Below are 22,274 nucleotides of genomic sequence, written 5' to 3'. Positions count from 1 at the left end.
GAGAGACGCTGCTACGTGACACGTAGCCGAGTCGCTCCGAGGCTCGCTCAACTTCATCGCTAAGACCATTGGTGGCGCATCCAAAGTCTGGCGACTTCGGCTACAAAGTCGTAGCCGATGTCAACAGATCCACTGCGATCCGGTTATGATAGTAGTCCCACTAAACTCATCCTCTTCTTCAATCCCCGCTAGGAAGAATAATCATGCGTCGCTGTGCCTGGTTGTTGATTTCCATTTTATCGCTAACGCTTTCAGCCTGTACGAGTTCGTCTAACGACACCGCCTCCAACTCGAGTAGTTCCAGTGCCGGCGGTCAAGGAAAAACGCTACGTTTTGCGGTGATTCCCAAAGGCACCAGTCATCAATTCTGGCGCTCGGTTCACGCTGGCGCGGAAGCAGCGGCGAAAGAACTGGGCGGCATCGAGATTATTTGGAAAGGCCCTGAGACCGAAGCTGATACAGCTGGCCAAATCAACGTGGTCCGCAATTTCATTACCAACGGTGTCGATGGCATCGTCTTGGCACCCAATCACTCGCAGTCGCTGATGGATGTAGTGGCCGAAGCCAACGCTGAGAAGGTCCCCGTGGTAATCTTCGATAGCGGACTGGGCACTGGCCCCGAGATCGTCAGTTATGTGGCCACCGACAATCATCGCGGAGGCATGCTGGCCGCCGAAACCATGGCCAAGGCCCTCGATCACAAGGGCAAAGTCATCCTGCTGCGCTACAAACCCGGCAGCGAGAGTACCGAACAGCGCGAAAATGGATTCCTGGAAGCCATGAACAAAGAGACCGGCATCCAAATTCTCTCTTCCGATCAATACGCCGGTACGAAAACCGAAGAAGCCATGAACATGGCCACACAATTGCTGAACAAGTATCGTGACGAAGTCAACGGCATCTTTGCGGTGTGCGAACCGAACTGCAATGGCGTGCTGGAAGCACTGAAACAAACTGGCCTGGCTGGCAAAGTGAAGTTCGTGGCTTTCGATCCCAGTGATACACTGATTCAAGGACTGGAGCAGCAGACGGTCACCGGCATCGTGCTGCAAGATCCTTTTGAAATGGGCCGACAATCCGTAATGGCTCTAGTGAAACATATCAAAGGCGAAAAAGTAGAACCGGTCGTCTCAACCGGTGAATATGTAGCCACGGCCGAGAATCAATCGCAAGCCCCGTACGATCGCCTGCTAAAGCCCGAGATGGCCAGCCATTAACGTTTGACGTCGTACTCGTAATCCTCGTACTCGTACTCCTACTCGAAAATTCTGCGAGTAGGAGTAGGAGTAGGAGTAGGAGTAGGAGTAGGAGTAGGAGTACCGATATGAAAGCAGCGCATGCCATCGTTACTTGAAATGCGAAGTATCTCCAAGCGATTTGGTGCGACGCAAGCGCTCAGCAACGTATCGCTGTCGGTTGCGCAGGGCGAGACTCTGGCCCTCATCGGCGAGAATGGGGCCGGTAAGAGTACACTAATGAAAGTACTCAGCGGCGCTCATCAGCCTGACGCGGGATCGATGCTGATGGGCGGTCAAAGATTTCAACCGCAGCGACCAGTGGATGCGCGGCGCCATGGAATTGCCATGATCTACCAGGAGCTGAACCTGGCGCCTGATCTGACGGTCGAAGAGAACATCATGTTGGGCATGGAGACCAGCCGCTGGGGTCTGGTCCGCTCTCGCGCGCAGCGCGACCAGGTACGACAAGCCTTAACGACTCTCGGCCATGCTGATCTTTCGCCCGATCGACGCGTCAGTTCGCTATCGATCGGGGCGCAGCAAGTGGTTGAGATCGCCCGCGCACTAGTCAGCGATGCGCGGGTGATGATCTTTGACGAACCAACCAGCTCCTTATCACGACATGATGTCCAGCGGCTATTCACCATCTTGGCTCGACTGAAAGAGCAGGGGATGGCCATCATCTATATCAGCCACTTCTTGGAAGAGGTGCGGCAAGTGGCAGACAACTATGTCGTGCTCCGTGACGGTCAAACGGTCGGCCAGGGACAACTGGCTGACCAAAGCGATGAACAGTTAGTGGCGTTGATGATTGGTCGCAGCGTGGACAATTTGTTTCCTCATGTGCCGCACGCGATGGGTGAACCCGTGCTGGAAGTACAACAGCTGTCCGGTTCCAAGTCGCCACGAGGACTAAGCCTGAATTTGCGGCGCGGTGAGATTCTGGGACTGTTCGGACTGATCGGTGCAGGTCGCACTGAGACGCTGCGATGTTTGCTGGGTCTGGATCCAGCGCCCGCTGGGCAAGTCCTCATCGCTGGTCGCTCCAGTGCTGCGCGACCAAGTGCGCGCATGCGCGCCGGGCTGGGTCTGGTTTCCGAGGATCGCAAGACGGAAGGTTTAGCGCAGCAACTGTCGATCGCTGACAACCTCACGTTGAGTTCGCTGGGCCGCTACAGCACCGGTGGACTGTTGCGTTTGGGCCAGCGACAAAAATCAGTGGCCCATTGGATGCAAGAACTGTCCGTGAAAGCCAACAGCTCTGAACAGACCATTGGCGAACTGTCCGGCGGCAATCAACAGAAAGTGGCTATCGCACGCGTGCTGCATCAAGGCGCCGATATTCTGCTGCTGGACGAACCGACGCGCGGAATCGATGTGGGCACCAAAGCCGATATCTACCGGTTGATGGGTGAGTTGGCGGGGGAGGGCAAGAGCATTATCTTTGTCAGCTCGTATTTGCCCGAATTGCTGGCAGTGTGCGATACACTAGGTGTTATGTCGCGAGGCGTATTGCGCGAGACGCGGCCCACCAAACAGTGGACGGAGAACGAAGTATTGTCGGTGGCCATTTCAACCGACACCGTAATCGACGATCAAGCAGAAACGACAGCCCTGTGAGTACCTTACCCAGCCAAACTGAATCTACTGCCTCGCCGCGATCGGCCAACTGGAAAGTTTGGCTGGAACGTTTGGGGCCTCTACTGGCCTTGGTCATCGTCACCTTGGGCTTTGCCATCGCTGATCAAGTGTGGGGGCGCGGCAAATTTGTCGAGTTTCGCAATGTGCGCGTGGTCCTGGCTTCAACCGCGCCGGTAGCCGTGGCTGCCCTGGGCATGACCCTGATCATCATTACCGGTGGCATCGATCTATCAGCTGGTACCTCAAGCGTTTTATGCGCGACCGTACTGGCCCTGGCTCTCAATGCCAAAGTGCCTGTGTGGTTGGCCATTCTGATGGCCGTCGGGACCGGTTCGGCTTGCGGCGCAATCAATGGACTCTTGATCGGCACGCTACGGATCGCGCCTTTTATCGTGACCTTGGGTTCAATGACAATTTTTCTGGGCATCGGTAAACACTTAGCCGGTAGCACGACGGTCTTCGTCGGCCCAGAACTAGTGCCCGAGTGGTTGAGCAAGTTCGTTTCCACGGCGCCGCCACATTGGCTGGGCTGGATACCGAACATACCACCCGGCGTTTACGTTGCCCTCGGTATCGCCACGGTGGTGGCCATCGTCTTATCGCTAACAATTTTTGGACGGCACTTGAAAGCCGTTGGTTCCAACGAAGCTACCGCCAGGTTGTGCGGCGTCAATGTGCTCAAGACCAAACTCTGCGTGTACGCACTGGCCGGAGCGCTCTTCGGTGTCACTGGGATCTATTCGTTTGCTCAGTTACGTATGGCCAATCCTACCGAAGGTATTGGTAAAGAGCTGCAGTACATCGCCGCAGTGGTCATCGGCGGCGGCAGCCTCTCCGGCGGCCGCGGTACCGTGATCGGCACACTGGCGGGTGCCACCATCATGGGCGTGATGGTCAGCGGCTGTGCCCAGTTGGGCGTCAGCAACGCAACTCAAGACATCATGATCGGCCTGATCATCATCGCCGCTGTGACGCTAGACCAACTGCGTCAACGATCAGCGAGGTGATGCGTCACCTCTCCAAGGCTTTGCCTTGGGGAGGTCGAATCGAGCCTTAGCGAGATTCGGGAGGGGTCTTGGCGTGTAGCGATCTCTCCAGAGATCGGACGTAGATTGGTGCCGCGTCCAAAGTCTGGCGACTTCGGCTACGGCAAAAGTCTTGCCTAGCGCTGTGCCCCCTCCCGCAGACGACGGCTAAACGCCGCGTCTGCGACCTCCCCCGCTGCGCGGTGGAGGTGACGTCACCAATCTATCTTCTCAGGAAAATACTCGCTAATGAGCTCTTCATAGAATGGCCGCAAGCCGGCTACGTCCATGCGCTCGCTGCGTTTGGTGTAGAGATCGTATTGATTGAAATCGTTCACCCAAATGAACAGTTCGCGATCACGGTCGTTCATCAGGTAACCATACGCCTGCTCGCGATGAATTGGATAACACGAGTGATAACGAATCATGTACAGCGCCGGGGCTGGCATAAAGTCTTTGACGACATGATACAGGTACTCGTCATGTCCCCATGACATCATGACGTTCTCTAATCCACACCCAGATGAATAGATGCCCAGCTCGGTCTGCAGCTTCGGATCTTGGTAGTCGGGATTATCGCGAAACGCATCGTAGAAGACGATCTTTTCCGAGTACCGGCAGCCGACAGGAAAGGTATCGCCAACGACTGCCCACTGCGGTTCGTCCCACAAACACAGAATCTTTCCCAAGTCATGAATCAGCCCAGCGAGAATGTACCAGCGAGGTCGGCCATCGGCTCGAATCGCTTCCGCCGTTTGCAGCAGGTGCTCGATCTGCGGCAAGTCGATATCAGGGTCGCTGTCGTCGACCAACTGATTGAGATACTCCATCGCTTCCCAGATTCCCATCCGACGCTTGCCAAGACCCAAATACTCTTCGCGCTTGCGGCGCACAAACTCGAGCGTTTGATGGCGATGATTGAGGCGATAGAACTCTTTTACACTGGGCCGAGCTTCCGCCGCGTAGTTGCGAAATCGCTCGGTATCGGTCGCAGTCGCCAAAGTACCCGGCGAAGGATAACGCCTAAGCAAATCGTCTTCCCATTCATCCAAGCTGGCTAGTGGTCTATCGGTGCTCATGGTTCTGCGATCCTACGGGTCAAGTCGATCATGGGTGATGACTCAATATTCTAACCCACTCTTCGCCCAGCGGTACCGCGCTGGCTTTACGGGTCGGATAAAGTCTAACGACCGTGCGTACACTGTGCCGATATGGAAGGAGACGAGTCGGCAGCGACATACCACCGGCAGGTTGAATCCGTAGCGTAAGCCGCCAAGGCTGGCGTCATTGGATTGAAGTGCAGGACGAAAGCCTTGACGGCTTCCGCTACGAAGGAGCGAAGTTCATGCTCGATGCTCTAAAACAATATCTATCCCGGGCTTCAACCACGCTGGAAACCTGGGGGAGATGGCTAAACGAACATGAACAACTGCTGATTCTGGGCGATGTGGTGGGACTGGAAGCCCACACGTTAGGGGCTGAGAAGCTGCATCAGGATTTGGCGAACCTTCGACAGAGCCGCGCAGCACTTTTGGCCGAAGCTCATTCAGCCGGGTTGGTCTGCGAAAACTTGAAACAGCTAGCAATGGCGCTGCCCCAGTGGAAAGCGGATCGCAGCTTGCGCGACCAGGTCGCCCATGTCGAGCGCCAGATGACGAACTTGCGCAGGCTCAACACGGCCGCCTGGTTACTGGTCAGTCAGTGTTGCCGTGCTGTCGACGAGACCCTGCTGCTGATGACCTGCGGGCATACGACCGTGGGCGCGTATATCACAGTGCCCCAAGCGGATACGTCGGGCGGCCAGTTCTTCGATACGGAAATATAGTAACCGGCTATGTCGCTATTCGCTTCGATACAACAATCGGCTAATGCACTGACGGTGGCCCAATTGGGTCTGAACGTCGCCGGTAACAATATCGCTAATGCCAATACGCCTGGCTACATTCGCCAGGAACTGATTCAATCCACCGGCGCTGGATATCGTTATGGCGATGTGATCCTGGGCTTTGGTGTGCGGGCAGTTGGCGTTCAGCAAAAGATCGACAACTTTTTGTCCGAGCGATTGCGCGAGACCGGTAGCAACCTGGCCAGCAGCGAAGCGCTGGGTGAAGTCTACGATCAAATCGAATCTGCCTTTGCCGAGCTGGGCGATAACGATTTGAGCTCGCAGCTCTCGAACTTTTCCAACAGCATTCAAGATATGCTGAACCAGCCCGGCAATGATTCGCTGCGGCGACTGGTCATTGAACGGGCCAAGACACTCACCGGTCAGGTCAACTCGCTGAGCGGTACCTTGGATTCGCTCAAAGGAAACCTGAACTCTGAGATTCAAAGTTCGGCCAACGAGATCAATCGTTTAACGGAGCGTATGGCTTCACTTAATCAGCGCATCGTTCAGATGGAAGGTGGCCGCACCAGTGGTAGCGATGCGGTGGGACTCCGCGACGAACGTTTGCAGGTGCTCAATGAACTGGCTAGCTACGTTGATATTCGCGCGGTGGAACAAGCTAGTGGCAGCGTCACCGTTTATGTTGGTGGCGAATACCTGGTGGCCGAAGGCATTCAGCGACCGGTGGCCTATGCCTTGAAGCAGGATGGTAACGAAACGCGTCCAGAAGTTCGACTGATCGATACCGATTCTCCGCTACAGGTCAACTCAGGCCGACTAAAAGGCTTGTACGATGCACGCGATGGAGCTGCCTCCAAAGCCAGTGCCGACCTCGATGGGTTCGCGCGGACTCTGATTGAACAATTCAATCGCATTCATACCCAAGGGCAGGGCTTGGAAGGCTATGCAGCGCTGCAATCGACCAATGCTGCCGATGACACATCCGCCCCGCTCGATCTAGCTGGTTTCGATTCTAAAATTACCAATGGCAGTTTCGAACTGATTGTGCACGACTTGGAATCGGGCCGCGATACCACCGCGACTATTCGTATCAAGCTGACCGGTGGGGCTGATGATACTTCGCTGGAAGATGTGCGTGACCAGATCAATGCCGTTTCGGGCTTAACTGCTACGATCACTCCCGAAGGTGGATTGAAGCTGGGCACCTCGAACCCCAAATTGCGATTCGCTTTCCAAAACGACAATGCCGGCTTTCTGACTGCCGCAGGCTTGAATACTTTCTTCACCGGTAGTTCGGCGGCCACGCTACAGGTGAACGCACAGATCATTCAGAACCCGCGTTTGATGGGAGCCAGCCTGAGCGGTATCGGCGGCGGTACGGAGAACGCGGTCAAGCTCGCCCAGGCCTTCGATCAACCACTAGCCGCGCTTGGCGGTCGTTCGATCAAACAAGACTTTGAAGACCTGGTAGTGCGCGTAACTCAAGATATCAACGTCCAGCAAGGCACCACCGACGGACTGCGCAATTTCTATAAGACTCTCGAGAGCAAGAACATGGCCGTCACAGGTGTCAACCTGGATGAAGAAGCCATCAAGATGATCTTTTATCAACGAGCCTTCCAAGCCAGCAGCCGAGTCATTCAGACCTCCAGCGAAATGCTCGATACGCTCGTCAATTTGTAACCATCGAATCATTGACCGAATCGCTAACCGAATCATTGAAGTCCGCAGTTGACACGATCGCGGCTTACATAGAGGCTTTTGGCCATGTCCTCCAGTTTTTATCCAGCTACCGTGGGACGCACTTCTTCGTCGCAATCGATTAGTCGGTTGTTGTTCCAGGTTCACACCGACCAAAGTGCGATTCAAAAGCTGCAGATTCAGTTGAGCACTGGTCGCCGCATTGAACGAGCCAGTGAAGATCCCGCCGCCGCCATCCGGGCCCTGGCCGCTCAACGTTCACTCGAATTCAAAGGCCAGATGGTCAACAATCTCAAGAGTGCCAACACAGTTCTGGGAGCCAGTGAATCGATTCTCTCGCAAGTGCAATCGATTCTTAACGAGATGCGGGGAGTGGCGGTCGAGTCCGCCGGCAATACGCTCTCAGAAGCCGAACGCGATGCCAATGCTAACTCCGTGCGCGAAGCGGTTCGTAACTTAATTGAACTGGGCAACTCCAAGTTTCGCGATCAGTACATATTTGGTGGCTCCAACTTGAACAAGCCGCCGCTGGAAATCGTCGGTAACACAGTACGATTCTCAGGCACTGATAATCTGCTCAATACGATTACTGACCTGGGAGCGACGCTGGCGGCCAACGTCACCGCCGATGAAACGTTTGGCACGCGTTCCAACAACATCCTGGGCAATGTCGATCTCGATCCCAGCCTCGCGCTCGATACACCCCTGGCCAACCTGAATTCCGGAGACGGAGTCCGACGCGGTTCGATCGCCTTGTCCGATGGCACCAGTCGCGTTGAGATTGACTTAACCGGCGCGTTTACGATCGAAGATGTCGCTGATGCTATCGAGGCGCAGACGCTCGGTTCGCGAGCCATCGACGTGACCATTAATCAAAATGGTATCACTGTTGACTATCAAGATGGTCTGGGTGGTGTCCTGCGTATCGACGAAGTGGGATCTGGATTGGCGGCCGGAGATCTGGGTATTCGATCCAGTGGAGTTACTTCGACGTCGCCTATCGTCGGCACTGATTTGAATTTGTTGACGACCACTCAAACGAAACTCACGCAACTCTTCGGCGGTACCGGCATACCCAATGGATCGTTCTTTACGATCCGTCAAAACGATAGAGACTTCCAGGTTAACACCGCAGGCATGGAAACGGTCGAAGATCTAATCAATGGCATTGAAACCAGTGGCGCATATGTGGATGCAGGACTGGATTCCAGCGGACGTTACTTCACAGTGCGCAGCACGGAAAGCGGCACGACGCTGTCGATCGGCGAAGCCGGCGGCAACCTGGCATCGCGTTTGGGCATTCGCACCTTCGACCTGTCGACTCCTGTCGCGCGATTGAACTTCGGTCAAGGAATTTTCACCAGCGACGTCGCCAATGACTTGAAACTGGTGCGAACCGACGGCACTGAGTTGCAGATCGATTTGGACGGCGTGCAAACGGTCGGTGATGTAATTACGCGCATCAACAATCATGTCGATAACTTTACACCCGCCACCCGCATCGTGGCCAGCCTGTCGACCACCGGTAACGGCCTGGTCCTGACAGCTCCCGCCGGCGGGCAACCCATTCAGCTGATCAAAGGCGGCGGCAGCGAAGCAGCTACAGGCCTGGGCCTGGTACCAGCCGATCAGAGCAGCGTTACCGGCACCGACATAGGCACGGATAGCGTTATCAGCGGAATTGATATCAGCGGAATTGAAGTCGAAGGCACCTATACGACGCTGCTGCGACTGGAATCGGCCATTCGCGATGGCAATACCATCGACATGGAACGCCTGGTGGACGCTCTGGATGAAGATATCCGACGCGTCAGTATGTCTCGGGGCATCGTGGGATCGCGTCAGCAATCGATCGACCAAATCCAATCGCGGACCGAAGAACAGCAGATTCAGCTGAAGGAAGTCGAATCCAACGAAATCGACGCCGACCTGGCCAGCGTTATTTCCGAGCTTTCTACCCGCCAGGCTGCCTACGAAGCCAGCTTGCAACTGATGGGCACTTCGTCTCAACTGTCGCTATTCGATTATTTGTAGCGGACCTGTAGCGGAAGCCGTCAAGGCTTTCGAGCTTTTCCGCCGGCTAGCCGGAAAACGAGTTACGCACGAAAAGCTTGACGCATTCCACTACGCTGGACGAGTGTTATCTCCCTTCTGCCAATTACGGTTAGCTCACTGGTGAGCGGAAACAGTATGACTTTGCCGACCTTTTCTCATCTGGACGCCGAGGGAAATGCCCGCATGGTCGACGTGGGTCACAAGCCGGTAACCCGGCGGGTGGCTGTGGCCGAAGCGACAGTGAGGCTAAGAGAACACGTGGCTAGTCGACTGCAGGCGGGGCAGATGCCCAAAGGTGACGTTCTTCAGGTGGCGCGCATCGCTGCCATTGGAGCGGCCAAACGCACTGACCAGCTGATTCCGCTATGCCACAGTTTGCCGCTGGACCATGTTACGGTCCAGTTCAGTTGGCCCAATCCAACGAGCCTGCTGATCCAAGTCGAAGCGGCGGCGACGGCCCGCACGGGAGTTGAGATGGAAGCCTTGGTGGGCGCCTCACTGGCCGCCTTGACCGTGGTCGACATGTGCAAAGCCCTCGACAAGAGCATCGTGGTGGAAAACATACAGCTCGTTAGTAAAACCGGCGGGGCGTCGGGGAGCTACCAACGAGCGGTGGAGAACGCAGATGGATCAACTAGCCAACCAACAGACGCAAGCACCCATGCTCAGTGACGATTCATCCGGCCGGCCGTGGAATCGCCTGGCCAACGCATCCGCCGTGGAAGATCAGGCTTCGCGCATTAGCGCCAGTGGTGACACCCTGCGAGACGCGCGTTACGTCGAATTGGCCGTTGAGCAAGAGTTGGTTCACTTCGAGGAACTGCTGGCCCACCAACTCGACAGCCATTACCCAGAAGTTAGTCGACTAATGGAATCGGCCGCCGCGCTGCAAGGCAAGCGTTTGCGACCGCGACTGGTGATGCTCAGTGCATTGGCTTGCGGTGCCATCTCTCCCAATACGCGGCGCGTGGCTGCAGTGGTCGAAATGGTACACGCAGCTACGCTGGTGCACGATGATGTACTGGATGATGCCGATACGCGCCGCGGCGCTCCAGCCTCGCACGTGCGCTGGGGTAATCGAGCCAGTATTCTGCTGGGTGACCTGCTGTTTTCAAAAGCCTACATCCTGGCCGCCTCGGCCGGATCTTGTTTCGCAGCCGAGCGCGTCGGGCAAGCCGGGCAGGCACTATGCGAAGGCGAATTGCGTCAGCAGGCCACGATTGGCAACTGGTCGTTATCGATCGAAGAGTATATCGATATCCTTGGTCAAAAGACCGGTGACCTGTGCGCCGCCAGCAGTTTGCTGGGTGGTTGGAGCGCTGGGGCAGGTGGCCGTTGGCAGAAAGCTCTCGGGGCCTACGGCCTGCAGTTGGGCATTGCCTTCCAAATCTTTGATGACTGGTTGGACGTTTGGGGCACACCGGCCATAGGCAAACCACTGGGTAACGACATCGCCAACCGCAAGCCGACATTGCCGACATTGCGGTTGCTGGCCACTTGCGAGCCTGAGGCTCGCCCAGTGATTGTGGACTTGCTTAACAGCGGATCGATTAGTGAGCCATTACGCGAAGCGCTCGATCGTAGCGATGCCTCGTCGACCACGCTGGATATGGCTCGCAGCTTCGCTCAAGCTGCGTGTGAATCGCTGAGCATTCTGCCTGATTCGCCAGCGCGACAAGCGCTCATTCAAGTCGCCCAACAAGCCGTCAGCCGCCGGCGCTAAGCGTCACCTCTCCAAGGCTTCGCCTTGGGGAGGTCGAATCGAGCCATAGCGAGATTCGGGAGGGGTCTGGGTGGCCGATCTCGCCAGAGATTGGAAATCGATCGGCCACGCGTCCAAAGTCTGGCGACTTCGGCTACAGGGAACGCGGGGGACTTTCGCTCTGCGGAGCGTGACTATAAGCTCTTGCGGTATGAAACTCGAAGAATTATCCGCCGCGGAGCTCGGCCGCAAGATTGCAGGTGGCCAGCTTTCCAGTCGCCAAGTCACCCAGTATTTTCTCGACCGCATTGAAGCACTCGATGGTCGCGTGAATGCGTTCGTGCATGTCGATCGCCAACGGACGCTTTCCGAGGCCGAAGCGGTCGATCTTCGCGTTTCGCAGCGCGACCCAAATTTAAGTCCGCTGGCCGGCGTGCCCGTGGCCTTGAAGGATATCTTATGCGTGCGCAATAGCCCGACCACCTGCGGTTCGAAGATTCTTGAGAACTTTCGACCGCCCTACGATGCGGGGGTCGTCGAGCGCTTGCAGAACGCGGGCCTCGTCATCCTGGGCAAAACCAACCTCGATGAATTCGCCATGGGCGGTAGCACCGAGACCAGCATTTTTGGTTCGACCAAGAATCCCTGGGACCTAGCGAGAACCGCAGGTGGCAGTAGCGGCGGTTCGGCAGCTGCGGTCGCTGCCGGACTGGCTCCACTAGCCATTGGCACCGATACCGGTGGCTCTGTGCGACAGCCCGCATCGTTTTGCGGCATCCTGGGCATGAAGCCAACTTATGGCCGCATCAGCCGGTACGGCTTGATCGCATTTGCTTCCAGCCTGGATCAAGTCGGTCCGTTTGCCCATCATGCGGAAGATCTGGCATTGCTGATGGAAGTCATCGCAGGTCACGATCCACGTGACAGCACATCGCTTAATGCACCGGTGGCGGCGTATCAACGCGAATTGACTCAAGGGCTCGAAGGGCTCCGCGTCGGTTTATTGCGCGAGCAACTGGACTCACCTGGATTGCATGACACGGTACGTGCGAGCGTGCAGACTGCCGCGCAAGCCTTGCAAGATCTCGGGGCTACCGTGGTCGACGTCGAACTGCCGCACTCGAAGTATTCGGTGCCCACGTATTATCTGATAGCGCCCAGCGAAGCCTGCAGTAACCTGGCACGTTACGATGGTGCGCATTATGGCTATCGCGCACCACTGGCTGCTCGCCAAGCCAGCCTGGAAGCCATGTACTGCCAAACGCGCAGCGCAGGCTTTGGTGCCGAGGTTAAACGTCGCATTATGCTCGGCACCTTCGCCCTCAGTTCAGGATACTACGATGCCTACTATCGTAAAGGTCTGGAAGTTCGGCGACTGATTTACAACGACTATCAAGCGGCCTTTGAAAATGTGGATTGCGTGTTGGGTCCGACCACTCCAGCCTGCGCGTTCAAACTCGGCGAGAAACTGAACGATCCAATCCAGATGTACCTTGAAGATCTGTTCACCGTTGGGGCGAATCTGGCAGGCATTCCCGCACTATCGATACCCGCCGGTGTTACCGACGAGGGCTTGCCGGTGGGCGTGCAGTTGCAGGGACCACCTCTGAGCGAATCACGTTTGCTCAGCACGGCTCATCAACTGCAACAACATGGGTTCTCTAGTCCCCGCCTGGCCCAAGTCACGAAATAAGCGTTGAACGAATTGATCATGAGCGATACTCCTTACACCGTTGTGATTGGCCTGGAAGTCCACGTTCAACTAGCGACCGACAGCAAGTTGTTCTGTAGTTGCAGCACCAAGTTCGGCGCGCCACCTAATACTCAAGTTTGTCCCGTATGTCTGGGCATGCCCGGTTCGCTACCGGTGATGAATCAGCGCGCCGTGGAACTGGCCATTCGCACGGGCCTGGCCCTCAATTGTCAAATTGCCGAGACCACGAAGTGGGATCGCAAGAATTACTTCTATCCCGACTTGCCCAAAGGGTACCAGATCAGTCAATACGATATGCCGATTTGCTTTGAAGGGCATCTCGACTTGCCCTCCGAGCTGACTACCAGCAAACGCGTGCGCATCATACGAGCGCATCTGGAAGAGGACGCTGGCAAGAGCATGCACGATGAAACGGCTGGCAAAGCGGATAGCCGTATCGATCTCAATCGCACCGGCACACCGCTGCTGGAAATTGTCTCGTACCCAGATATGAGCTCTTCCGAGGAAGCCAAGAGCTACCTGACCGAACTGAAACTGCTGCTGGGTTATCTGGGCGTATCGGACTGCAATATGCAAGAAGGCAGCCTGCGCGTCGATGCCAACATCAACTTGCATATCACCGAAGGCAGTGAGACGTTGGCCACCCCGATCGTCGAAATTAAGAACATGAACAGCTTCCGCGCGGTCGAGCGCGCACTGGAATATGAAGCCCAGCGGCAGTGGAATAGTTGGCAGCGTGCGCCGATTCAAATAGGTCAAGCACCCAAGACCACGGTAGGCTGGGATGACCAGGCCGGCGTGACAGTCGTGCAGCGCGAGAAAGAAGAGTCCGCCGATTATCGCTACTTCCCGGATCCAGATCTTGTGCCTTTGAAGATTGCAGCCTGTACTATCGAAGCAGCTCGCGCGGAACTTGGCCTGTTGCCAGCGCAACTGCGTGACAACTTGCAAACGCAGCATGGTTTAAAACTGTACGATGCTGATGTGATTGTTAGCCAAGGTCCCGAGCTAGTTGATTACTTCATGGCAGCCATCGCCGCTGCTGCCCCAGCCAAGCGTGTCAGCAGTTGGTTGCAACAAGACATCCTGCGCACCCTGAAGGAACGCGATTGGACCATCACGCAGCTACCCGTACCTGCGCCGAAGTTAGCAGAGTTGTTGATCGAAATTGAAACCGGCCAGCTCGATACTTCGCGCGGCAAAGATGTATTTCAATATTGGCTCGAACATCCTGCCGATGACCTGTCTACCGCCCGCAAAGCTCTCGGTATCACTGCCGTCGATCACAGCGAAATCGAAGCCCTCTGCCGAGAACTCTTGGCCGAGAACCCACACATCGTCAAACAAGTTCAAGAAGGCAACTCCAAAGCCCTCGGCTCGCTACTCGGCCTGGCTAAGAAAAAGAACCCCAACGCCGACCCTCGCCAGGTCCGCGACCTGTGCGAAAAGATAATCGCCAGCATGTAGTCACATCTCCAAGGCTTTGCCTTGGGGAGGTCGAATCGAGCCGCAGCGAGATTCGGGAGGGGTCTGGGTGTGTAGCCGATCTCGCCAGAGATTGGACGTCAATTGGTGACGCGTCCAAAGTCTGGCGACTTCGGCTACCTCAAGCGTCTTGCTTAGCGCTGTGCCCCCTCCCGCAGACGAAGGCTGAACGCCTCGTCTGCGACCTCCCCCGCTGCGCGGGAGAGGTGACTGTCACCTCTCCAAGGCTTTGCCTTGGGGAGGTCGAATCGAGCCGCAGCGAGATTCGGGAGGGGTCTGGGAAGTGGAGGCGGTTGGTACCGCGGGAGTCTTGCCTAGCGCTGTGCCCCCTCCCGCAGACGAAGGCTGAACGCCTCGTCTGCGACCTCCCCCGCTGCGCGGGAGAGGTGACTGTCACCTCTCCAAGGCTTTGCCTTGGGGAGGTCGAATCGAGCCGCAGCGAGATTCGGGAGGGGTCTGGGAAGTGGAGGTCTGGGTGTCACCCTAAGGACTTGGTATTGGAGAAGTCGAATCCGGCGCAGCGAGATTCGGGAGGGGTGCTTTATCGCCGGCCTCGATCTCCAGTTCTGGCAAATCGACCTTCGCTTCGGTCGGGCCAAACACCACGGGGATAATCTGTTTGGACAAGGCCGCGTCGTAGATCAGTCCCAAATACTTATGAGCGGGAGTCGAGAGTCGCAAGGTCCAGCGGAAGATCAGGATGCGGAATTTCTGCAGAATATTCAGGTTCTTGTCGGAGATGATATCCTCTTCGCCCACTTCGACGATCCAGCGGTCGGCTGAAATTTTGATTTTGTGGTGCGACTGCAGATCGCGCAGCGCACCGCGCACATCGGGTTGCTCCAGGTAACCATAGTTGGCAATCACTGAATCGATATCGTGACCCAAGCTGATGACTTCATAACGACTACGCGACGAATAGTAAGGCTGCGAAACTTGATTAACGTGCAGGAACACAATATGCGATGGCAGGACTCCATACTTCTTGAGGAAGACACGTAAGACAACAGGCACGTAATCATCGTCAGAGCGGATGGGGCGCGAGCACAAAAAGACCGCTGCTCGATCGCTCTCGACCAGCCGTCTTCGACCTTGCACCAACATGCGTGCATGCGGCAAATTTTCCTGTAGAGCGATCTCCATATCATCCAGCATATCGCGCAGAGCGACCAACCAATCGATCTTCTTACCTTCGCGCACGCCGAAGCGATAGAAGGCAGCGCCCATCTGTGTTCGTCCCCATTGCCAGGTCAGCATGATCGTGATCAAGACGGTAGCAACCATGACGGGGAAATAGCCACCGCTGCCCAGTTTCAACAAGTTGCTCGCAAAGAAAATCAAATCGACGAACAATATAGGTGTGCACACCAGTAGCACTAAAGCCAGCGGCCAGCGCCAACGATAATAGGCTACGTTGCCGAACATCAACGTCGTCACACCCATCGTACCCGTGACCGCGATGCCATAGGCCGCAGCCAAGTTACCGGAATTGCGAAACATCAGCGTGACCAACAAGCAACCGAAGAACATCAACCAGTTGATGCCCGGCAGATAGACCTGGCCCTCAGCTTCGCGCGAAGTGTACTTGACTTCGAATCGCGGCATGAAGCCCAGCGTGATGGCTTGTTTGGTTATAGAGAAGATACCGGTGATCAGAGCTTGCGAAGCAATGAAGGCGGCCATGGCCGAGATCGTTAGGTCGGCACCTAAGATGATGGCATCGAGCGTCTCTCTACCGGTTTGAGGAGTCAGCGCGTAAAACGAATTGGCGCGCGGTGGCACTCCTTTCTCGAGCATATATCCAACTTGACCACCATAGTTCAGCAGCAGGCATGGCACGACCAGCGAAAACCACGCGATCATCACTGGTCGGCGGCCTGAGTTTTCTGGCTTGATGCTTTCACCTTCGGGGACTGGTTCTCCGCTCGAGACAGCAAAGTGTCCGATGTCCGCGTATTTGGCTTCGCCGCCTGTAATGGCCAAGACCACGACGCCCAACACAATAAAGGCTCCCGCGCCTGGGAAGTTCATGAGGAACTGAATACCGTATGCAGGATTGACAGCCTCAAAGACTTCGGGATGAGCGATAACCCAAGGCAGGCCTTTGAGGGCAATCCAGGGAAACCACACGAGCATCATGAACCAGCCAAAGAAGCCACCAACTTTGCTCGTACCGCGCCACTGCGCTTTGAACATCGCGAACAGACAGATAATGGTGATCGTGATGGCCCAAAATTCGCCCAGTGGATCAAAGGCACCGAGCAAACTAATGGGTGGTGTAATGATTCCATCAGCTGCCAGCAATCCTGCCGCCGTGACGACCAGGTAGCCAAGGAAGGTGACACCAAAGACTTTACCCGTGTGGCTCTTCAGCAGACTCCACAATGCAAAGTCACCGCCTTCGCCGCGATCGTCAGCCCGCATGACCAAGAAATCATACTTGACCGTTAAAACGACCAAGGCCCAGAAGATGAGACTTAAACTGCCCAGGAGATCATTGCGTTCCACCAGCCCAGTTCCGCCTGCAGCCAACATGGCCTCGACGGTTTCATGTGGCAAATGTTCGTGCTTGAGCCGAATCGTTTCGCGAGTGATCTCCATGACGGTATACAGTACCGACGTACCGATATCGCCATAGACGGTGCCAGCCGCTTCGCGAATGCGAGTGAATAGGCTCTTGGCAGGATGGTGGGACGCTCGTGAATGGCTGGTGCCAGTCTCCGCAGGACCTTGTTGGCCGCCGGCACCTTCATTCGTACTCATATCCACTCTCAAATTGTGGCCTAGGCTTTTCGCCTGTGTCGTATTTGGGAACGCTTAACTGGGCCATAGTGTAACCACAAGTGCGACTTCCCTGTACCCGGCACCCTAGTCTCCTTTCGCTCCGCGAAAGGCGGTGCTACGCGGCCACGTAGCCGAGTCTCTCCGAGACTCGAATTCCCAGCACTGCATGGCTTTACCGCAGATTCATCAGGGTTTCCGAAAGGTGGTGATGAAATGAGATGAACTGCCTTTCGCGGAGCGAAAGGAGACATTTACTCTATTTTCTCGGCCAATTTCTTCAGTAGATCCTGCTGTTGCCGAAGTTGTTCCGCTTGTTGCTTGATCTGCTCGGCCTGGACATCCAGGCGACTTTGTTGATCTTGGACAACTTTCGTCAGTACGGCCACGACATCCATCGGAGAGAGTTCGGTGCGGGACTTGGTCGCCACCAGGTCGGGCACGTCTTCGGCGATAAAGCCCACTTGCTGCTCATCAGGTTCGGCTTTGTAGCGATAGGTCACCGGCTGGAGCTGGGTAAGAGCTTGCTGGGCTTGCTTCAACGGCAGCGACTCGATGTCTTCTTTCAATTTGCGACTACTGGCGTTGGTCCACACGCCACCCGCGGAACACTTGGCACCGCTGGCCAGTGCTAAGGGACTAGTGGGATTGGTGATCCCCATGCCGATGTTGCCGTTCTTGATCACGATAGAGTTGATGTTCTTGTTGCTCGGAACGATGATCAGTGGATTGACTGCGTTGTTGTTATCACGAATCGCGAAGTTAGTAGCGACCGATTGCGAGAAACTGGAAACGGTTGTTTTCATTTGCAGCGTGGATGTACTGGTAGGTGATTGAGTTTCAAGAATCAGGCTGGTCGGCAGATTGGCATTAAGCGCATGGATGGTGGCAGTCGCATTCGGATTGCCTGGATCGACGCGCACTTCTCCCGGCTCGGTGGCCGATTGAATGGTGCCTACGTGCAGCTTGGCACTTGGAAAACCACCACCGCGAATACTAACGCCGCCTTCATTCATAGAAAGACTGCCACTAGGCGCTGCGGCGGTACAGACGATTACTCCAGCATTGAATGGTCCATCGAGTTTCCAGAGCACGTTGTTAGCTGGTAGGGACCATAAAAGATTGCCGCCGTTGTCGCGATAGTTAAGACGCGGTAGCGAACCTTGGACCGTCAAGACTTCCGTTTGTGCCTCCGCTGCGGTGGACAGCAAGCACAACATTCCGACGATCATACAAGCGTTAGAGTGTTTGAAATTCATGACGACCTCTTTGGCTGCGGATTGAAAAGTATGAGTCCGTGAGTTTCGGACAATATTCTCAATCGTAACTGGATTCCTTCCTCGAAGATGCACCCCCAATGGTAGGGCGGCTGTCCCCAGCCGCTCAGCACCCTCTAACCAAATCCTCGACCGACCGAGTGCCCGGGAGGGCGAAGGTCCTCCTGAGCCAACAACCGCCTTGAAGAGCGGATGCATGTAGAGCGGCTGTCCCCAGCCGCTCAGAACCCTCTAACCAATCCTCGACCGACCAAGTGCCCGGGAGGGCGAAGGTGCTCCTGAGCCAAACACCGCCTTGAAGAGCGGATGAATGTAGAGCGGCTGTCCCCAGCCGCTCAGCACCCTCTAACCAATTCTCGACCGACCAAGTGATCGGGAGGGCGTGCGGTCGGTAGACAATTTGATTAGAGGGTGCTGAGCGGCTGGGGACAGCCGCTCTACGCAAATGCCGAAAACGGGTAGCGATGGCTAACCATCGCACCCGTTCGGCAGTTCCCCCTGCTCTCGTTCACAGCATTGCTGTACGCGTTGTATTAGTTGTTGGCTTTGCTTCGCCACTGAGGAGAATTGGTACCTGCTTTGGTTTGCTGAGCAGGTAGAGCAGGGCGGTTGCCGCTGGCGGTGACCACTGGAGCTGGTTTGGTTTCCAGGTCACCCCATTCAAAGTTGCTGGCTTGAGCCACGGGTTTAGTGTTAGCTGGTCGAGCCGGAGTCATGGCACTCTTGTCTTGACGATTGGTTACCCGTTGAGTCGGCACGGCAGGGCGACGTGGTGCCGATGCTCGTGGCGTGTCGCTCTTGGGCTCGATCGCTTCTGGCGTGCGTGGTTTTTCTAGCTTGTCCAGATCGGGGAACTCGGAGTCGGGCTTGGAGTCTTGCGACTTGTCGTTCTTCGATTCGTCATCGGCTGGTGTGGGTTCGCCCCGGTTGTCGCGATTGACTTGGCCAAGTGATGGTTGGTTGCCTTCGGTTGGCAAACCCGATTCAACTGGACCGCGACTGATAACACCTGGACGAGTATAACCGTAGTCGAAGTAGTGGCCAGCGGCCCGTTGCTTGGCCAGTTCATCTGCGTCCCAGTAAGCTTTGTTGGCCCATTGACCTTCTTCCAAGGCAATCGAGTTCAGGTCCAGCAACGAACCTTTCCAGTAGTGGATACTGACAATGGCTTTGTTGTAGTCGCATAGTGACTGATAGTAGCTGCGTTGGGATTGTGCGCGATTTTGTTCAGCTCGCAACAACAAGTCGAGTAGTTGAGGCAGTTCACCGGTATTGTTTTCGATCTTGTCGCGATAGACTTTGATTTCTTCTGAGTTGGCAGCCCACTGATCGCGAAGCACACGCATCTGTTCAAAGCTTGACCGCATACTGCGTTCGGATGTAGTGATCTCATGCATGAGCCACACTTCTTTTTGCTGCAGTTCGACTTGCGCTTTATTCAGCCCCATCTCCCGGTTTTTAATGCCGGCCAACGCCCGGCGTTTGCCCATAGGTGCTGGAGTCAGTTCAATCCGTGCACCCAGTTCTTGATATTCACCGTCGGTCAAGGATTCCCAAGCACTAGAACCGGCGTCTGGGAAACGCAGACCGGTGCGGTCAGTCTTGGCCAGAACATCGCCCACGCCTACCCAGCGGTAAATGCCGGTCAAGTCCAACTGAGGCAAGAGTTGGTTTTTGGCGGACATGATTTCCATCTCGACGCTCTTGATCGCCCACTTCTGCTTGCGTAGTTCGACGTTTCGCACCAGGGCTTCTGCTTGAACGCTGCACCAATCAAAGTCGACGTAGGCATCGGTTGGCGTATCGACTGGGCGGATCAAGCGGCCGTCGGTTGGGGCCCAACCAATCTTCTCGCGAAGAACTTGTTCGCGGCCATATAGACCCAACTGATCGATGCTGCCGTTGAAGCGTGCCCCGTGTTTGGCGCTATACATTTGACTTTGGAAGGTGCCCAGCTGACCACGAGCTTGAGCTTCAGCTTCCGGTGCACCGCCGGCTCGAGCACGATCGGCGGCCACGCGCCACAGGTACGTGGCGGTGTCGAGCGACTGTTGAGCGGACTCGACCAGGCGGTAACCGCAGTATAGGTCCCAATACGCATCTTCGGTCGCTTTCACCAAGTTGCGCACGTTGGCTTCGAAGTCGTGGAGCGCAATGTCTTCATTGATGCGAGCCAGAACGACGGGAATACGATTGATCAAGGTGCCACGACCGCGGAGCAGTGGATGGCTGATCTGCATTTCGATGGCTTGCGTGTAGTCGGTAGGTACTGCACGACCAACTCCACCGGCTTCGACGTTGTTGTAGGAGTAGACCGTGGTTCCACGCAGGGTGGCGACACCACCGGTGGCCAAACGCTTGCTGATAGCCGACTGGTAGTTGGCATCAACGGCTTGGAACTGCTGTGGGTTAAACGGGTTGTTGGGTCCAACGTTTCGAGGTCGATCGGTGGTGTTGTAACCGAACAGCGACGAATACTGAGCATCGAATTCGCTGAGGGCATCTTCGACACCGGCAACTTGATTGGATCGCACGGCGCCTCGGAAGGGCACGCGATTGCCTTGGCTATCGATTTGCACTTGTTGCGTGCTGGCCAGCGTCGAGACCAGGGCAACATCATAGATACTCGGGAGCTGACCGGGTTGAGCACTAAGTTGCAAGGCGGAGACTGATCCGGTTTGCGCGTTGGCACCATTGGATACTGGCATGATCTTGGCATTGGCCAGCGCCATCGAGATGCAATCTTCCAGCGTGAGGTCAACGAACTCTTTTTCCGAGTTGGCTGGACCCAACGGTTGGTGAGCCTGGCTGGCTTCCGGTAGGGACTCTACCTGGACGTCGGCATACTCGATAGCCAAAGCTTGATCGAGGTAATGGGCCATTGAATTGTCTTTGGGAATGAAGAACGGTTGCGTTGGAGCACAGCCGGTCAGCAGTACCAAAGCGATTTGCAAATAGGCCGTGAAGCGAACAATTGATCGACTCATGGAGCCAAGGTTCCCTGCCAAGTCAGTCGTTAAAGCTTTGGCGCGCCAGTTCTCTGCCTGGCCGCGCCGCCCTCCAAGGATGGCTAATGCCAGCAAGAACGCGCCTCGCGGCGACAGATGCTTGATTGTGAACCCCCCTGTGTGTTGATCTACGAATTGCAAGCAATTCATAGACGTGTCCGCCGACACTTATCAACAGTATGGGTATCGACGCCCGCGCCCGCAAACTTTGGGCAATCGTTACAGCTTTACACAGAATCGGGAAATAATTTCCATCTGACCAAATCTGCTCAAGAGCGATCCGTATCCGATCTCGCCAGAGATTGAATCTATCACCGTTTGCGTCGCTGCGATGCTTGCTCTTCTTCCTACTCCTACTCCTACTCCTACTCCTACTCCTACTCCTACTCCTACTCCTACTCCTACTCCTACTCCTAGGCAGGATTGGTTAGAGGGTTCGCCTCGCCTGGCGGCTACGGGTTAAACGAGGAAGCCAGGTCAAACTTGGCTGCTTGGATAAACTAGCCCAATCCACATCCATTCCCAGGTGTGCTGGGTCTGTCCCCCGTCGCGCCCGGGGACACACTCGGGATCCGCAGGGGACACACCTGGGGTCTGTCACCGTTTGCGCCGCCGCAATGCTGGCTCTTCTTCCTACTCCTACTCGTGAGCGCGGGGACAGACCACTGGTCTTTTTGCTAGCGTCACTCATGCGCGGGGACAGACCGGACAGACCTGGGGTCTGTCACCGTTTGCGCAGCCTCTGTGCTTGCGCTTCTTCCTACTCCTACTCCTACTCCTACTCGATTGGGTACCTGA

At 55.9% G+C, this 22,274-nt stretch carries 14 protein-coding genes; 10 read left to right on the top strand and 4 right to left on the bottom strand.

Annotation, left to right across the window (positions count from 1 at the left end; genetic code table 11):
• Window positions 1-203 precede the first annotated feature (203 nt).
• The 3 genes from SH573x_RS06290 (at window position 204) to SH573x_RS06280 (ending at window position 3,886) form a co-directional block, all read left to right on the top strand.
• Window positions 204-1,217, top strand: coding sequence for an ABC transporter substrate-binding protein (locus SH573x_RS06290; protein ID WP_479353479.1), 1,014 nt, complete (start codon window positions 204-206; stop codon window positions 1,215-1,217).
• Between the two features lie 120 nt (window positions 1,218-1,337).
• Complete coding sequence (locus SH573x_RS06285) at window positions 1,338-2,858, top strand: sugar ABC transporter ATP-binding protein (protein ID WP_479353478.1); 1,521 nt, start codon at window positions 1,338-1,340, stop codon at window positions 2,856-2,858.
• Entirely contained in the window at window positions 2,855-3,886 is a 1,032-nt protein-coding gene (locus SH573x_RS06280) for an ABC transporter permease (RefSeq protein WP_479353477.1), read from the top strand. Before SH573x_RS06285 ends, SH573x_RS06280 begins: the two co-directional genes overlap by 4 nt.
• A gap of 233 nt (window positions 3,887-4,119) precedes the next feature.
• Here SH573x_RS06280 and SH573x_RS06275 read toward each other — a convergent pair whose 3' ends face one another.
• Window positions 4,120-4,983, bottom strand: a complete 864-nt coding sequence (locus SH573x_RS06275) for an inositol oxygenase family protein (RefSeq protein WP_479353476.1) — start codon at window positions 4,981-4,983, stop codon at window positions 4,120-4,122.
• Window positions 4,984-5,249: 266 nt separating this feature from the next.
• On the opposite strand from SH573x_RS06275, the gene flgN reads away from it, so the two are divergent.
• From flgN to gatB, 7 genes are all read left to right on the top strand, one after another.
• The gene (flgN, locus tag SH573x_RS06270) at window positions 5,250-5,729 is read left to right on the top strand and encodes a flagellar export chaperone FlgN (RefSeq protein WP_479353475.1); all 480 of its coding nucleotides are present in this window, start codon (window positions 5,250-5,252) and stop codon (window positions 5,727-5,729) included.
• Between the two features lie 9 nt (window positions 5,730-5,738).
• The gene (gene flgK / locus SH573x_RS06265) at window positions 5,739-7,436 is read left to right on the top strand and encodes a flagellar hook-associated protein FlgK (protein WP_479353474.1); all 1,698 of its coding nucleotides are present in this window, start codon (window positions 5,739-5,741) and stop codon (window positions 7,434-7,436) included.
• A gap of 84 nt (window positions 7,437-7,520) precedes the next feature.
• Window positions 7,521-9,488 (top strand): flagellin N-terminal helical domain-containing protein, encoded by a 1,968-nt coding sequence (locus SH573x_RS06260; RefSeq protein ID WP_479353473.1) that lies wholly within the window; start codon window positions 7,521-7,523, stop codon window positions 9,486-9,488.
• A gap of 156 nt (window positions 9,489-9,644) precedes the next feature.
• Complete coding sequence (gene moaC / locus SH573x_RS06255) at window positions 9,645-10,181, top strand: cyclic pyranopterin monophosphate synthase MoaC (protein WP_479353472.1); 537 nt, start codon at window positions 9,645-9,647, stop codon at window positions 10,179-10,181.
• Window positions 10,135-11,232 carry a polyprenyl synthetase family protein gene (locus SH573x_RS06250; protein WP_479353471.1) on the top strand — a complete coding sequence of 366 codons (1,098 nt, stop codon included), beginning with the start codon at window positions 10,135-10,137 and terminating at the stop codon, window positions 11,230-11,232. Before moaC ends, SH573x_RS06250 begins: the two co-directional genes overlap by 47 nt.
• Window positions 11,233-11,422: 190 nt before the next feature.
• The gene (gene gatA / locus SH573x_RS06245) at window positions 11,423-12,904 is read left to right on the top strand and encodes an Asp-tRNA(Asn)/Glu-tRNA(Gln) amidotransferase subunit GatA (RefSeq protein WP_479353470.1); all 1,482 of its coding nucleotides are present in this window, start codon (window positions 11,423-11,425) and stop codon (window positions 12,902-12,904) included.
• A gap of 18 nt (window positions 12,905-12,922) precedes the next feature.
• On the top strand, window positions 12,923-14,392 hold the full coding sequence (gatB, locus tag SH573x_RS06240) for an Asp-tRNA(Asn)/Glu-tRNA(Gln) amidotransferase subunit GatB (RefSeq protein ID WP_479353469.1): 1,470 nt from the start codon (window positions 12,923-12,925) through the stop codon (window positions 14,390-14,392).
• Between the two features lie 501 nt (window positions 14,393-14,893).
• Here gatB and SH573x_RS06235 read toward each other — a convergent pair.
• From SH573x_RS06235 to SH573x_RS06225, 3 genes are all read right to left on the bottom strand, one after another.
• Window positions 14,894-17,173, bottom strand: a complete 2,280-nt coding sequence (locus tag SH573x_RS06235) for a KUP/HAK/KT family potassium transporter (protein ID WP_479353468.1) — start codon at window positions 17,171-17,173, stop codon at window positions 14,894-14,896.
• A gap of 272 nt (window positions 17,174-17,445) precedes the next feature.
• Window positions 17,446-18,450: a tail fiber domain-containing protein gene (locus tag SH573x_RS06230; RefSeq protein WP_479353467.1), complete on the bottom strand. Its 1,005-nt coding sequence runs from the start codon at window positions 18,448-18,450 to the stop codon at window positions 17,446-17,448.
• 551 nt (window positions 18,451-19,001) lie between these two features.
• Window positions 19,002-21,455, bottom strand: a complete 2,454-nt coding sequence (locus SH573x_RS06225; RefSeq protein WP_479353466.1) for a TolC family protein — start codon at window positions 21,453-21,455, stop codon at window positions 19,002-19,004.
• Window positions 21,456-22,274 lie beyond the last annotated feature (819 nt).

Source organism: Rania fehmarnensis (assembly GCF_056494185.1).
This window is presented reverse-complemented; position numbering and strand designations above follow the sequence as displayed.